The organism is Achromobacter pulmonis (assembly GCF_002885955.2).
In the GTDB taxonomy this organism is placed as follows: domain Bacteria; phylum Pseudomonadota; class Gammaproteobacteria; order Burkholderiales; family Burkholderiaceae_B; genus Achromobacter; species Achromobacter pulmonis_A.
Genome location: NZ_POQS01000003.1, coordinates 776784 through 790600 on the forward strand (window position 1 = coordinate 776784; position 13817 = coordinate 790600).

General features: G+C 68.4%; 17 protein-coding genes and 1 pseudogene. 15 read left to right on the forward strand and 3 right to left on the reverse strand.

The genetic code is table 11. From position 1 onward, the window contains the following. Positions 1 to 146 precede the first annotated feature (146 nt). The 6 genes from C1I89_RS14915 (at position 147) to ptsJ (ending at position 6995) form a co-directional block, all read left to right on the forward strand. A complete protein-coding gene (locus C1I89_RS14915; protein ID WP_102773488.1) occupies positions 147 to 830 on the forward strand; it encodes a GntR family transcriptional regulator in 684 nt (227 codons plus the stop codon). A gap of 199 nt (positions 831 to 1029) precedes the next feature. Next, positions 1030 to 2712, forward strand: a complete 1683-nt coding sequence (gene hutU / locus C1I89_RS14920; protein ID WP_102773489.1) for a urocanate hydratase — start codon at positions 1030 to 1032, stop codon at positions 2710 to 2712. A 29-nt stretch (positions 2713 to 2741) separates the two neighbouring features. Beyond that, the gene (locus C1I89_RS14925; protein WP_258231444.1) at positions 2742 to 3722 is read left to right on the forward strand and encodes a Bug family tripartite tricarboxylate transporter substrate binding protein; all 981 of its coding nucleotides are present in this window, start codon (positions 2742 to 2744) and stop codon (positions 3720 to 3722) included. Positions 3723 to 3735: 13 nt separating this feature from the next. Next, positions 3736 to 4740 carry an ornithine cyclodeaminase family protein gene (locus C1I89_RS14930; RefSeq protein ID WP_102773490.1) on the forward strand — a complete coding sequence of 335 codons (1005 nt, stop codon included), beginning with the start codon at positions 3736 to 3738 and terminating at the stop codon, positions 4738 to 4740. A 10-nt stretch (positions 4741 to 4750) separates the two neighbouring features. Further along, positions 4751 to 5572 carry a phosphate/phosphite/phosphonate ABC transporter substrate-binding protein gene (locus C1I89_RS14935; protein ID WP_102773491.1) on the forward strand — a complete coding sequence of 274 codons (822 nt, stop codon included), beginning with the start codon at positions 4751 to 4753 and terminating at the stop codon, positions 5570 to 5572. A gap of 121 nt (positions 5573 to 5693) precedes the next feature. After that, on the forward strand, positions 5694 to 6995 hold the full coding sequence (gene ptsJ / locus C1I89_RS14940) for a MocR-like B6 salvage transcription factor PtsJ (RefSeq protein WP_102773492.1): 1302 nt from the start codon (positions 5694 to 5696) through the stop codon (positions 6993 to 6995). 3 nt (positions 6996 to 6998) lie between these two features. Here ptsJ and C1I89_RS14945 read toward each other — a convergent pair. From C1I89_RS14945 to C1I89_RS14955, 3 genes and pseudogenes are all read right to left on the reverse strand, one after another. After that, positions 6999 to 7253: pseudogene (locus C1I89_RS14945) on the reverse strand (carboxymuconolactone decarboxylase family protein); the annotation flags it as partial. Positions 7254 to 7504: 251 nt separating this feature from the next. Next, on the reverse strand, positions 7505 to 7705 hold the full coding sequence (locus C1I89_RS14950) for a hypothetical protein (protein ID WP_102773493.1): 201 nt from the start codon (positions 7703 to 7705) through the stop codon (positions 7505 to 7507). A 24-nt stretch (positions 7706 to 7729) separates the two neighbouring features. Next, positions 7730 to 8230: a transcriptional regulator gene (locus C1I89_RS14955; RefSeq protein ID WP_146196910.1), complete on the reverse strand. Its 501-nt coding sequence runs from the start codon at positions 8228 to 8230 to the stop codon at positions 7730 to 7732. 101 nt (positions 8231 to 8331) lie between these two features. Between C1I89_RS14955 and C1I89_RS14960 the strand changes: the two genes are divergently transcribed. The 9 genes from C1I89_RS14960 to C1I89_RS34525 all read left to right on the forward strand — a co-directional run bounded on the left by C1I89_RS14960 (position 8332) and on the right by C1I89_RS34525 (position 13719). Further along, positions 8332 to 8634, forward strand: coding sequence for a helix-turn-helix domain-containing protein (locus C1I89_RS14960; protein WP_102773495.1), 303 nt, complete (start codon positions 8332 to 8334; stop codon positions 8632 to 8634). A gap of 106 nt (positions 8635 to 8740) precedes the next feature. Further along, positions 8741 to 9226, forward strand: coding sequence for a hypothetical protein (locus tag C1I89_RS14965; RefSeq protein ID WP_060833208.1), 486 nt, complete (start codon positions 8741 to 8743; stop codon positions 9224 to 9226). Beyond that, positions 9223 to 11190: a transposase domain-containing protein gene (locus C1I89_RS14970; RefSeq protein WP_102773496.1), complete on the forward strand. Its 1968-nt coding sequence runs from the start codon at positions 9223 to 9225 to the stop codon at positions 11188 to 11190. The genes C1I89_RS14965 and C1I89_RS14970 overlap by 4 nt, the downstream gene beginning before the upstream one ends. 83 nt (positions 11191 to 11273) lie before the next feature. Further along, positions 11274 to 12242 carry an AAA family ATPase gene (locus C1I89_RS14975; protein ID WP_181390958.1) on the forward strand — a complete coding sequence of 323 codons (969 nt, stop codon included), beginning with the start codon at positions 11274 to 11276 and terminating at the stop codon, positions 12240 to 12242. Next, on the forward strand, positions 12239 to 12421 hold the full coding sequence (locus C1I89_RS14980; RefSeq protein WP_102773498.1) for a hypothetical protein: 183 nt from the start codon (positions 12239 to 12241) through the stop codon (positions 12419 to 12421). The genes C1I89_RS14975 and C1I89_RS14980 overlap by 4 nt, the downstream gene beginning before the upstream one ends. A gap of 1 nt (position 12422) precedes the next feature. Continuing rightward, the gene (locus tag C1I89_RS34520) at positions 12423 to 12587 is read left to right on the forward strand and encodes a hypothetical protein (protein WP_181390959.1); all 165 of its coding nucleotides are present in this window, start codon (positions 12423 to 12425) and stop codon (positions 12585 to 12587) included. Further along, a complete protein-coding gene (locus C1I89_RS14985) occupies positions 12584 to 12898 on the forward strand; it encodes a hypothetical protein (RefSeq protein WP_102773499.1) in 315 nt (104 codons plus the stop codon). The genes C1I89_RS34520 and C1I89_RS14985 overlap by 4 nt, the downstream gene beginning before the upstream one ends. Further along, positions 12895 to 13278: a hypothetical protein gene (locus C1I89_RS14990; protein ID WP_102773500.1), complete on the forward strand. Its 384-nt coding sequence runs from the start codon at positions 12895 to 12897 to the stop codon at positions 13276 to 13278. The genes C1I89_RS14985 and C1I89_RS14990 overlap by 4 nt, the downstream gene beginning before the upstream one ends. 66 nt (positions 13279 to 13344) lie before the next feature. Beyond that, positions 13345 to 13719, forward strand: a complete 375-nt coding sequence (locus C1I89_RS34525; protein ID WP_181390960.1) for a hypothetical protein — start codon at positions 13345 to 13347, stop codon at positions 13717 to 13719. The last annotated feature ends 98 nt before the right edge of the window (positions 13720 to 13817 follow it).

Here is a 13817-nt window from a genome sequence, read left to right on the forward strand (position 1 = left end):
GCGGATAGCCGTGCCTTTGTTTCATGCTCGCTTGACGCGCGATCGCCGCGGTCAGCGGATCATGGATCCAATATAATCACGTTACGCGAAGCCGGTGCTTCGTGTCTCCCCGGGGTTTCCCTAGCGTATCGCGGACCTTCTCATCTATGCAGCCCAGCCCTCCCACCCGAATCGTCAGGAAGACCACCACCGAACTGGTGTTGGACGCGATGCGCGGCCGCATCCTGTCCGGCGAGTTTGCGCCGGGCTCGGCATTGCGGCAGGAATTGCTGGCCGAAGAGCTGGGCGTGAGCCGCATTCCCGTGCGCGAGGCGCTGCGCCTGCTGAGCGCCGAAGGCCTGGTCGACACGATCGCGCACAAGGGCGCTTTCGTGTCGATGCTTTCCAAGTCGGAAGTCCAGGAATTCTTCGACATACGCAAGCGCCTGGAGCCCTGGATCATCCGCGAGGCCATCCCGAACATTTCCGAGGCCGATCTGCAGCGCGCCGAGCAATTGGTGCGCGAGATGGATTCGACCGATCCCGGGCGCTGGGGCGCGCTCAACTGGGAGCTGCACGAAAGCCTGTACCGGGCCGCGCAGCGGCCGGCGGCGCTGGGCATGGTGCGGGCGCTGCACGAGAAGTCCGAGCGCTATTTCCGTTTCCAGGTCGTGAACGTCCCGATCCGGCAGCAGGCGCATCGCGAACACATGGAACTCATCGCCCTGTGCCGCGCCGGCCAGGCCGACAAGGCCGAGGCCATGCTGGAGCAGCACATCGGCGACGCCGCCGAGCAGATCCTGGCGATCGTGGACCGGCTGCTGGGCGGCGCCGCCGCGGCGGCGGACTGACTCCGCATTTCCGCAATTCCCCGCGGGCCGTATCGCGCAGCGCGCCCGCGCGGTCTTCTTACCCAACTTTTGGCATAAGGGTCTTCCCCGGGTATATCGTTCCGACCAGAATGTAGTTGAATATACTTGTATATACGAGTTAAATCGACTGCCGGGAGCGGGCTGTCAGCCGCTCCCGAACGAACGACGGAGGCCCGCCATGAGTACCGAAACGTCCGCCCGCCACGACGCCTCGCGCAAGATCCGCGCGCCGCGCGGCGCCACGCTGAGCTGCAAGAACTGGCTGATCGAAGCCGCCTACCGCATGATCCAGAACAACCTGGACGCGGAAGTCGCCGAGCATCCGCAGGACCTGGTGGTGTACGGCGGCATCGGCCGCGCCGCGCGCGACTGGGCGTCTTTCGACAAGATCCTGGAGGTCTTGCGCCGGCTGGAGGCCGACGAAACCCTGTTGATCCAGTCGGGCAAGCCGGTGGGCGTGTTCAAGACCCATGCCGACGCGCCGCGGGTGCTGCTGGCGAATTCCAACCTGGTGCCGCACTGGGCCACCTGGGACCACTTCCATGAGCTCGACCGCAAGGGGCTCATGATGTACGGCCAGATGACGGCCGGCAGCTGGATCTACATCGGTTCGCAAGGCATCGTGCAGGGCACCTACGAGACCTTCTACGCGGTGGCCAACCAGCATTTCGACGGCCGGCCGCAGGGGCGCTGGATACTGACGGCGGGGCTGGGCGGCATGGGCGGCGCGCAGCCGCTGGCCGCGACCATGGCGGGATTCAGCATGATCGCGGTGGAGTGCGACGAATCGCGCATCGACTTCCGCCTGCGCACCCGCTATATCGACGTGAAGGCGACCTCGCTGGACCAGGCGCTGGAGCTGCTGCGCCAGGCCAGGGCCGAAGGCCGCGCCGTATCGGTGGGTCTGCTGGGCAACGCGGCCGACGTGGTCCAGGAAATGGTGCGCCGTGGCATCACGCCCGATTGCCTGACCGACCAGACCTCGGCCCACGATCCCTTGAACGGCTATCTGCCGCAGGGCTGGACCATGCAGCAGTGGCGCGACGGGCGCGCCAACGATCCGGCGGCGGTGGTGGCCGCCGCGCGCAAGTCCATGGCCGCGCACGTGCGCGCCATGCTGGAGCTGAAGCAGCGCGGCGCGGCCACGCTGGACTACGGCAACAACATCCGCCAGGTCGCGCTGGAAGAGGGCGTGGAGAACGCCTTCGACTTCCCCGGTTTCGTGCCCGCGTACATCCGGCCGCTGTTCTGCGAAGGCATCGGGCCGTTCCGCTGGGCCGCGCTGTCGGGCGATCCGGAAGACATCTACAAGACCGACGCCAAGGTCAAGGAGCTGATCCCCGACGACCCGCATCTGCACAACTGGCTGGACATGGCGCGCGAGCGCATCGCGTTCCAGGGGCTGCCGGCGCGCATCTGCTGGGTGGGCGTGCGCGACCGCGCGCGGCTGGCGCTGGCTTTCAACGAGATGGTGCGCACGGGCGAGCTGAGCGCGCCCATCGTGATCGGCCGCGACCACCTGGATTCAGGCTCGGTGGCCAGTCCCAACCGCGAGACCGAGGCGATGCGCGACGGCTCGGACGCGGTGTCCGACTGGCCGCTGCTCAATGCGCTGCTCAATACGGCCGGGGGCGCGACCTGGGTGTCGCTGCACCACGGCGGCGGCGTGGGCATGGGGTTCTCGCAGCATGCGGGCGTGGTGATCGTGTGCGACGGCACGGCCGAAGCCGACCGGCGCCTGGCGCGCGTGCTGCGCAACGATCCGGGCACCGGCGTCATGCGCCACGCCGACGCGGGCTACGAGGCCGCCATCGAATGCGCCCGCTCGGTGGGCCTGGACCTGCCGATGCTCAAGGACTAATTCGACTTCATCCGTACAGGGGAATTCCCGTGAACACGTATCTTGCGATGTGCCTGGGCGGCGCGCTCGCGGCCGGCATGCTGGCCGCGCCGGCGGCGGCACAGGAGAAGTACCCCGCCCGGCCGGTCACCATCGTCGTGCCTTTCGGGGCGGGCGGCGTGGCCGATGCGCTGCCGCGCATCGTGGGCCAGGAACTCAACGCCAAATGGGGCGTGCCGGTCATCATCGAGAACAAGGTGGGCGCCTCGGGCAACATCGGCATGGATTACGTCGCGCGCGCCAATCCGGACGGCTACACCCTGGGGCTGGCGCCCACCGGCAACCTGACCGTGAACCCGCTGCTCTACACCCGGCTGCCCTTCGACACCGCGCGCGACTTCGCGCCGGTGACGATGCTGGCCACCTCGCCCAACGTGCTGGTGGTCAACGAGCGCGTGCCCGCCAGAACCTTCAAGGAGCTGGTGGAATACGCGCGGCGCAACCCCGACAAGCTGAACTACTCCTCGCCCGGCGCGGGCAGCGGCGCGCACCTGGCCGGCGAATTGCTCAACCAGTCGGCCGGCATCGTCACGCGGCACATTCCGTACAACGCCATGGCCGCGGCGGTCAACGACGTGGTGGCGGGCAACGTGGACATGATGTTCGCCGGCATCTCCACCGTGCTGCCGCAGATCCAGGCCGGCAAGCTGCGCGCGCTGGCCGTGGCCGGACCCGAACGACTGCCGCAGCTCAAGGACGTGCCCACGGTGGCCGAGAGCGGCTACCCGGGCTTCGACGTGACCTCGTGGTACGGCATCGTGGCCCCGGCTAAGGTGCCCGCGGCCATCCTGGACCAGTTGCAGGCCGACATCGCCGCCGTCCTGCAACAGGAAAGCGTGAAGCAGAAATTCGCCGGCCTGGGCGTGGTGCCGGCCGGCTCCAGCCGCGCCGACTTCGCGCGCACGATCCGCCAGGAAACCGATAAGTGGGCGGCCATCGTCAAGCGGGCCGGCATCCAACCGATTCAATGACCGGGGAGACACCATGCAGTCCATAGACATCACTTACCTGAACGGTCCCGACGTGCGCGCGCTGGCGCTCACCGACGCCGAGATCCTGGCCGCCGTCGAAAGCGCGCTGGACGCGCAGGGCCGCGGCAAGACCGTCATCGAGCCGCGCGTGCACCTGGTGCCGGAATCCTCGGACAAGGGGCATTTCAACGTGCTGCGCGGCTATATCGAGCCGCTGCACGTCGCGGGCGTGAAGGTGGTGAGCGATTTCGTCGACAACTACAAGGTCGGCCTGCCGTCCGAAATGGCCTTGCTGAACCTGTTCGACCCGGTCAACGGCAAGCCGCTGGCGGTGGTCGACGCCACCGCCATCACCGACATGCGGACCGGCGCCGTGACCGCGCTGGGCGCCAAGCACCTGGCGCGTAGGCAGAGCAAGGTGCTGGGCCACATCGGCGCGCGCGGCACGTCCTACTGGAACGTACGCCTGCTCGACAGCCTCTACGATTTCGACGAGATCCGCGTGCATTCGCGGCGTCCCGAGAGCCGGCAGGCCTTCGGCGAGCGCCTGTCGCGCGACCTGGGCAAGCCGGTGCGGGTGGTCGACGATTGGGAATCCTGCGTGCGCGGCGCCGACATCGTGGTGGAGGCCTCGCGCCTGCCGCAGCCCACGCCGCTGCTGAAGACGGAATGGATCAAGCCGGGCGCCCTGGTCATGCCCTACGGGACCATGAGCGCGGTGGAGCTGAGCCTGACCGACATCATGAGCAAAGTCGTGGTCGACGACTGGGGCCAGTGCCGCAAGGGCCTGCCTTATGGCGCGCTGCGCGCGCACGTGGACAGCGACCGCGTGACCGAAGAGAACCTGCACGCCGAACTCGGCCAGATCGTGGCGGGGCTCAGGCCCGGCCGCGAAAGCGACGACGAAACCATATTGTTCTGGCATCGCGGCCTGTCCACCACCGATATCGCGCTGGGCCACGCCATGCTTGAGAAGGCGCGCAGGATGGGCCTGGGCCAGACGCTGAAGTTCGCCTAGGACGCGCCGCATGGAACTCATCGCCTCGACGCGCATGTACGACGTGGCGCCGGCCATGAAAACGGCCTGGCGCGCCTTGCTGGCGGCCGCGCACGCGCGCGCCGGCCTGGACGTCCGCTGCATCGAACACGCCTGGCCCGACCCGATCGGCGAGCTGTGGGAACGTCCCGGCCTGTGCGGCGCGTTCATGTGCGGATGGCCTTATGCGGCGGCGCTGGAGGCGGGGCGCGCCTTCAAGGCGGTGGCCTCGGTGGTGCCGGACTGGCCCGCCTATGCCGGCCAGCCGCGCTACCGCAGCGAATTCCTGGTGCGGGCGGACAGCCCCTGGCAGTCGCTGGCCGACGCCGCCGGCAGCCGCTACGGCTGGATGGTGCGCGATTCGCAATCGGGCTGGAACGCCCCGCGCGCGGCCCTGGCCGAGCTCGCCGCCGCGGCCGGCGGCGCGCTGTTCGCCGAGTCCAAGGGGCCTTATGGCAATCCGCGCGGCCTGCTGCGCGCGCTGGCGGAGCGCGAAATCGACCTGACGGCGGTGGACGGCTGGTATCTGGACCTGCTGCGCGAACATGACCCGGGCGCCCTGGCCGGACTGCGCACGCTGGCCTTCACCGCCTGGACGCCAAACCCGCTGCTGGTGGCCGGCCCCGACGTGGACGCGGCCATCGCCGGCCGGCTGTCGGACGCGCTGCTGGCCCTGCACCATGATCCGGCATGCGCGCCCCTGCTGCGCAACGCGCGCGTGGCGCGCTTCGTGCGGGCCGAACCCGGGCGCTATGCGGCGCTGGCCGACATGGCGCGCGCGGCCGCGGCGCGGGGCTATCCGGAGATCCGCTGACGCTCCGGCCGGCCCCTCGCGGGCCGGCTTTCTTCGCCAGGGCAATCGTGTCAAACTTGCGTATTGACTCGATGTGGACTCAAGGCTGTCGCCATCAGGGGCCGCATTGTCCTGGGGCAATATGAAAATCCAAGGAAAGACCGCCGCGGAAATCTTCGACTGCGTGCGGGCCCTGCTTCAGTCGGGGCAGTTGCGGCCGGGCCAGGCCCTGCCGCCGGTGCGCGATCTGGCGGCCGAACTGGACATCAACCGCAATACCGTGGCCGCGGCCTACAAGCGGCTCGCGGGCGCCGGCATCGCCGTCACGCAGGGCCGCCTGGGCACCGTCATCCGCGATGCTTCCGGTCCGGGCGAACAGGAAGGCGCCCAGCCCGACACGCCGCTGGTGGATCTCGCCAGCGGCAATCCCGATCCGGCCTGGCTGCCAGACCTTACCGCCGCGCTCGCCATCCGGCCGTACAAGCACCGTCTTTACGGCGAACCCACCGTCAACGCAGGGCTGCAAGCCTATGCGCGGGCCTGGTTCGAGCCGGACTGTCCCGCGCCGTTCGAGATCGACCTGACCCACGGCGCGGTGGACGCCGTCGAACGGCTGCTGGCTTCGCACCTGGTCGCCGGCGACAAGGTCGCGGTCGAGCACCCCTGTTTTCTCAGCAGCATCAACATGCTGCGCATCGCCGGGCTGCGCGCGATCGGCGTGCCGGTCGATGCGCAAGGCATGCAGGTCCAGGCCCTGGAAGCGGCGCTCGAGCGCGGCGCGCGCGCCGTGATCCTGACCCCGCGCGCACACAATCCCACCGGCTGCAGCCTGAGCGAACGGCGCGCGCGGGCGCTGGCGCGCGTGCTGGCGAGATATCCGCAGGTCATGGTGATCGTGGACGACCACTACGCGCTGCTGTCCGACAAGGAATACCACTCGGTGCTGCCGGCCGGCGCGCAGCGCTGGGCGCTGGTGCGGTCGCTGACCAAGGCGCTGGGCCCGGACGTGCGCGTGGCCATGGTGGCGAGCGATCCAGCGACCTCGCGCCGGCTGCGCATGCGGCTGGCCTCCGGCACCAGCTGGGTCAGCCACTTGCTGCAGGACATGATCGAAGTCACGCTGGGCCGGCCTGAAGTCGCCGCGCAGATGGCGCAGGCCCGCGAGGACTACGCCCGGCGCAGGCGCATGCTGGAAGACGCGCTGCGCGCGGAGGGCGTGCCCTGTGCGGAGCAGGGCGACGGCCTCAACCTCTGGATTCCGCTGGAGGTCGACGACAAGGCCGTCGCCCTGGCCCTGGCGCATCGCGGCTGGCTGGTGCGGCATGGCGATGCGTTCGGCGTCCTGGGAGCGGTCAGCGGCCTGCGCGTCACCCTCAGCGGCATCGAATCCGGCCAGTGCCGGGACCTGGCCCGCGATATCCGCGCAAGCCTGGGGCTGGGCTAGGCCCTACGCGGCCCGACGCAGCTTCACCGCCGGGAAATCCACCGGCACGGCGAACGCCACGTTGACGTAGTTGGTGAACAGGTTCAGCGCCACGTGGGCCAGGATCTCGACGATCTCCTGGTCGTTGAAGCCGGCCGCGCGCACGGCCTGCACGTCGGCCTCGCCCACCTGGCCGCGTGCCTCCACCAGCTGCAGCGCAAAGCGCAGCGCCGCCGCGGTCTTGGGATCGGCGGAGCGGCCGTCCTGGGCGGCTGTTAGGAACCAGATGGTTTGAGACATCCGGGTCTATGTGGGTTGGCGTGGGTTGATGCGGGCTGACGCCACGAAAATCAACGAGTTAGGCGTAGGTGGCGGCCGGCGCGGCGCTGGCGGATGGTTTGAGACATGCGGCGCCTTGGTAACGGATGAACCACATGATTTGAGACGGGCGCGAAAACCCAGGCGGCGCTGTTTAAACGGGCGGCCGCCGGTACCCTGGAAATGTAGGTTACGGGGCGTTTAAACACCCGTCATGAGGCGCGGCGCTTATCGGCCATGTCCTGCTGGTCCTGCGCGGGGGTGTGCTGCTGGACACTGCCGTCGCCGCCGATGATGACGACCCCGCGATTGCCGATGATGACGTTGCTCTGAATGAGAGGCGCGCCCCGGCTGGCCTGCCCACGTTCCAGAATCTCCCGTATCTCCTTGTCTAAGTCGATTTCGTCGCTCATACGCTCCTTCCGCCCCTGCCGCTGCTATCGGTACGCGGCCAAATCTATGATGTTACTTACTGTAGCGTGATCCGGCATTTCTTGTCGGCTTGCGAAGTGGCGGTACAGCACCCGGACGAGTCGCGCCAGCGCGGCCGGCTCCAGCTGGATGTTTCGGCGCTGCAGTTCCTCAAACGCCGAACGCGACACGCGCTCCAGCAGGTCTAGGTCGGCGCTACCGGGCGCTTCTGTGTCGCTTGACTCCGACCCCGCGCCGTGCGGCTCCCCTTCCCCTGTTGCCAGCCAGTCCAGGCGCACTTTTGCGGCCCTTGCCAAGCCGACCATAGCGGCGAACGACGGGGCGCTCTGCTCCCGGATGTATCGGTACAGCATATCCTCTGAAACCGAAGCCGCAGATGCCGCACTTTCTCTAGTGCCGATTCGCTCCGCTGCCGCCTTGATGCGCGTTCCGATTCCCGGCTTCAGAATCGGAAAACCCTTTCCGTTCAAGGCGCTGCCTTCCGATTCTACGATTTTTCTTTTCATATCAAAGACCTAGATCATTATCTATGGCCGCAAGAGTATTTTCTGAATCGGAACATGCAGATTCTCTTGCGTGCCTAGAATATCTGCCGTAAGATTACGGCATGACTAAACACAAAGCCCCGAAAAAACCGGCCTCTAGTGACTGGCACCGCGCCGATATAAAGGCGGCGCTAGAGAAGGCCGGGTGGAGTCTTCGCCGACTGGCGGCGCATCACGGTTACGCGGCGCCTACCACCCTGACGATTCCGCTTAATCGGCCATGGCCGAAGGGGGAGCGAATCATTGCAGCAGCAATAGGCGTTGACCCGGCCGAAATTTGGCCGAGTCGTTATCAGAAGAAGTATAGCGCTCCACGGTGTGACGAGGACGCAAAAACTCTAGAGGGGGATGTCGCATGTGCATGATCGCGGTCCTGTTCTTGGGAAGGGGACAGATTAAATGCTGGGCCTGCTCCGGCCTAGATGCAGCCGGCGGCGGCGTTTGGAATGTGTCCGCCGCGAGGGGGGCCAAATGAGCCGCCGCCGCTGGAAGCCGCGCCAGGCAGCGACCATGCAAGAGGCCATCCGCCTGTGCCTGGACTACGCCCTGCATAAGCACAATCGCTCGGTCGCCCGCGTGGCCGAGCTAATCGGCGTATCTGAATGGGTGATCTACAAGTGGATGAGCGAGGGATCGATCCCCAGCAAGCGCATCCGCCCGTTCGAGTTCGCGTGCGACTCCACGTTCGTCACCCAGTACATCGCCGTCAGTGCGCAAAAGCTGGTGATTGACATTCCGGCAGGCAGGGCTGCCGGCGAGCGCGACCTGCTGGATCTGCAAAACGCGCTGAACAGCGCCGTATCCCTGCTGACCAGCTTCTACCGCGACGAGGCCAAGCCCGAGGACGTGCTGCAGGGCGTGACGCTGGCCATGATGCAGTTGGCCGGCCACCGCGAGAACGTGCGGAAAAGCGCTGCGCCCGAGCTGGACCTGTTCGGCGGGGAGGATGACGCATGACCCGCGAATGGTTCGCCGCCCAGGAGCTTGCCGGCCTGCCCGGAATGCCCGGCACCGAGCGCGGCGTGAATGGCTGGGGCGAAAGAGGCCGCATCACTCGTCGCAAGCGGAGCAAGGGGAAGGGGTGGGAATACGCCTTCCCATCACTCCCCGTCGAAACCCAAGCGGCGCTGCTCAAACGCGACGCGCCACCCGTGCCTGCAGCCCCGGCTCGCCCGCCCGTGGCTGCGCCTGATCGCGCCGGCCTGTGGGACGCCTACGACCGCCGCCCGCAAAGCCTGAAGGATGAAGCCGCGCGGCGCCTGTCCGCGCTACAGGCCGTCGAGCGCCTGGTGGCCGCCGGCACCGGCCGGTCGCGCGCCGTCGAGGAGACGGCCAAGGCGTTCGGCGAGTCACGCCCCACGCTGTACCGCTGGGCCAAGCTGGTGGCCGGGCTGGACCCGGCCGACTGGCTGGCCGCGCTGGTTCCGGCCTACACCGGCCGCACGGCCAAGGCGGAGTGCGACGAGCGCGCCTGGGACTTCTTCAAGGCGGAATGGTTGCGGGCCGAGGCGCCATCCATCGCCACCGCCTACGACCGCATGGTGCGCGCGGCGCGCGAGCAGGGGTGGGTGGTGCCCAGCCGGAACACGGTCACCCGGTGGGCGAACGAGATACCGCGCACGCTGCGCGTACTCAAGCGCGAGGGCGAGCACGCCATGATGCGGCTATACCCGTCGCAACATCGCACCGTGCGCGACCTGTACGCGATGGCCTGGATCAACGGCGACGGCTACCAGCACAACGTGTTCGTCCGGTTCCCGGACGGCACCATCGGGCGCCCCAAGACGTGGTTCTGGCAGGACATCTACAGCCGCCGCATCGTCGGCTACCGAACGGACCGCACCGAGCACAGCGACATGATCCGCCTGGCCCTGGGCGACGTGATCGAGCGCTACGGCATCCCCGAGCACGCCACCATCGACAACACGCGCGCGGCGGCCAACAAGTGGCTGACCGCCGGCGTGCAAACGCGCTACCGCTTCAAGGTCCGCGAGGAAGACCCGGTGGGCCTGATGCCGCAACTGGGCATCAAGCTGCACTGGACCAGCGTGCATAACGGCAAGGGCCACGGCCAGGCCAAGCCGGTCGAGCGCGCCTTCGGTGTAGGCGGCATCGGCGAATACGTGGACAAGCACCCGAAGTTCGCCGGCGCCTACACCGGCCCCAACGTCATGGCCAAGCCCGAGAACTACCAGTCCACGGCGGTCGAGTGGGACGTGTTCGTTCAGGTGCTGCGCGCCGAGATCGACGCCTGGAATGCGCGCACCGGCCGGCGCACCGAGATATGCGCGGGCGAACTGTCGTTCGACCAGGCGTTCCGCGACAGCTACGAGCGCAGCGCGCACCTGATCCGCCGCGCCACCGAGGCGCAGCGCCGCATGTGGATGCTGGCCGCCGAGTCGGTGACGGTGCAGCGCGACGCCAGCGTGGCGCTGGCCATCGGCAAGGGGCCGAGCGGGCGCAACCGCTACGCCTGCGACGCGCTGATCGAGCACGTCGGCCGCAAGGTGGTGGTGCGCTTCGACCCGGACAGCCTGCACGAATGCGTGCATCTGTACCAGCTGGACGGCCGCTACATCGGCCAGGCCGATTGCATGATGGCCGCCGGCTTCGGCGACACCAGCGCGGGCCGCGAATGGCGGCGCCAGCACAAGCAGCGCCTGAAGGCCGCCAAGCAGATGGCCGAGGCTGAGATCCGCATGTCGGCCATCGAGGCGGCCGACTACATGCCCGATCCCCAGCCGGACCCCGAGACGCCCCCGCAGACCAATGTGGTGCGCGGCGCCTGGAAGGCGCCGGCCAAGAAGGTAGCGAACAGCGACGTGGTGCCCGAGGCAGAGGGAGAAATGCCCGCCGAGCGGCACCGCTTCGACGACTTCATCCTGGGCCAGATGGAGCAATGGAAGCGCGGCCAGGTATGAAAAACCCCGCGCAGTAGGCGCTGCGCGGGGCGTGTAGCAAACGGGCCATGTGGCCCATCAACCAGCAAACAGGAGCATACCAGATGGACCAAAACGTGACGCAACTGGAAACCGCCCGCCGCGCCCCGCACGACGACGTGCTGATCGGCGAGGTCAAGGCCATCATGCAGGCCGAGGATCTGACCCAAGCGCAGATCAGCGGCCTGACCGGCATCGGTAAAGCGCGCCTTAGCCAATGGCTGAACGGCGTTTATACGGGCAACGTGGCCGCCATCGAGGTGGACATCCGCCGCTGGCTGGAAAGCCGCCGTGCCGCCGCTGCCGTGTCCGCCACGCTGCCAGCCGCGCCGGGCTGGGTGGAAACGCCCACGGCGCGCGCGGTGCTGTCGGCGCTGTCGTTCTCGCAGATGGCCGAGGCCGTGTCCGTCATCTACGGCGGCGCCGGCGTAGGCAAGTCCACCGCGCTGAAGCAATACCAGCGCCGCGCGCCCAACGTGTGGGTGGTCACCGCCACCCCGGCCGTGTCGGCGCCCGGCCCCATCCTGACCCGCATCGCGCAGACGCTGGGCATCCGCACCACCGGCGCGGTGCATGTGATCGAGGCCAACATCGTGGAGCGCGTGCGCGAGACGCGCGGTCTGCTGGTCATCGACGAAGCGCAGCACCTGACGCACCGCGCGCTGGATGCGGTGCGGTCCATCCACGACGCGGCCGGCATCGGCCTGGCCCTGGTCGGCAACGAGATCGTGTACAGCCAGCTGACCGGCGGCCAGCGCCAGGTCGGCTTCGCACAACTGTTTTCCCGCGTGGCCAAGCGCGTGCGCCTGTCGCGCGCCAAGGATGCCGACGTGCTGGCGCTGCTGGACGCCTGGCGCATCGACGACGCCGAGGCGCGCCAGCTGTGCCTGGGCATCGGCCGGCGTCCCGGCGCACTGCGCGGCCTGTCGCAGACGCTGCGCCTGGCCAGCATGTTCGCGGCCACGTCCGGCGCCGCCCGGCCGACCGCCGAGCATGTGCGCGACGCCTGGCAAGACCTGGGGGGCGAATCGTGAAGCCCCGCCACCAGCCCGAGCAGGTCGAGTACGGCCCGATGCACCCGGATCTGTTCGACGGCGAGACGCCCATCGTGTGGGTGTCCGGCGCCGCCGAGCAGCCCGCCACCGAACCCCGGAAAGTGCGGGGGGGGGGCAGCATGATGCACGCAAGCGCGAACGGCGCGAGGAGACCCTGAAATGAGGCTACAGCAACAGGACCGGCGAGACATGGACATGGCGTTTCTCGTCGAGATGAAGGAGCGGCTGGCCCGCGCGCGGGCCGGCGACTGGACCGAGGCGGACATGATCGAACAGATGATCGACGACTGGATCGACGAGCTGGAAAAGGAGGCGCGGTCATGACCATCTACAGCGACGCCTACCTGAACCACTACGCCGACCGCTACGTGGCCATGCACCTGAAGCGCCACGGCGTGACGCTGGAGCAGTACCTGGCCGACCCGGCTCGGTACGACCATCTGGAGTTCGAGCCGTTCCCGCTGCTGCCCGAACAGCGGCGCGTGCAGCAGCAGCTGGACGCCGAGGCCGCGCGAGCCGAGCAGGAGATCGAACACCTGCCCCGGCGCAACGGCGCGGCCATCGAAGTGCTGCACCACCGGCGGCACCATCGCCGCACCTTCCTGAGCTTCTTCACGCGCAAGGTGAAGGCATGAAAGCCCAGGCCATCCCATTCGGCGCGGCCCTGGTCGCCGTCTTCAATCGGCTGGGCGCGATGTACCGCGCGGGGCTGGTGCGCCGGACTGCCGAATATCTGGAGCGTCACCGGGAGCCGGTCGCCGCCGTGCGCCTGGCGCGCGACCTGGAGGCGCCGCTGTACCTGGTGCGCGACACCCTGCGGCAGCTGGAGCAAGCCGGCCGGGTGGCGGTGGTGGCCCATACGGTGCCCGAGGGCCGCGCCTATCGCCCCGTCGAGATCGGCATCTGCGAATGGTGCGGGCAACTGGACCACCACCTGGTCGCGGGCGAGTGCCCCAGCTGCCGCCCCGGCGTGCAGGATGCGGCCCGCCCCGCGCACGCCCGGCGCATCTGCTGACAACCACAACCACATCCAAGGAGTAACCATGAGTACTACCGACACCACCATCCCCCCCGGNGCCCGGTGATCCGCACCCGCAAGGCTTTCCTGAAGACGATGGCCATGTACGTCGAGGCGTGGAGCCGTCCGGCGATAGTCCGGGAGATCACCGCCTATCTGGAGCGCCACCGGGAGCCGGTCACTGCCGTGCGCCTGGCGCGCGACCTGGAGGCGCCGCTGCACCTGGTCCGCGCCACCCTGCTGCAGTTGGAGCAGGCCGGCCGGGTGGCGGTGGTGGCCTACACCGTGCCCGAGGGCCGCGCCTGGCGCCCCGTCGAGATCGGCATCTGCGAATGGTGCGGGCAGCTGGACCACCACCTGGTCGCGGGCGAGTGCCCCAACTGCCGCCCCGGCGTGCAGGATGCGGCCCGCCCCGCGCACGCCCGGCGCATCTGCTGACAACCACAACCACATCCAAGGAGTAACCATGAGTACTACCGACACCACCATCCCCCCCGGCTACATGCGCAACGCGGCCGGCCACCTGGTCCCCGAGG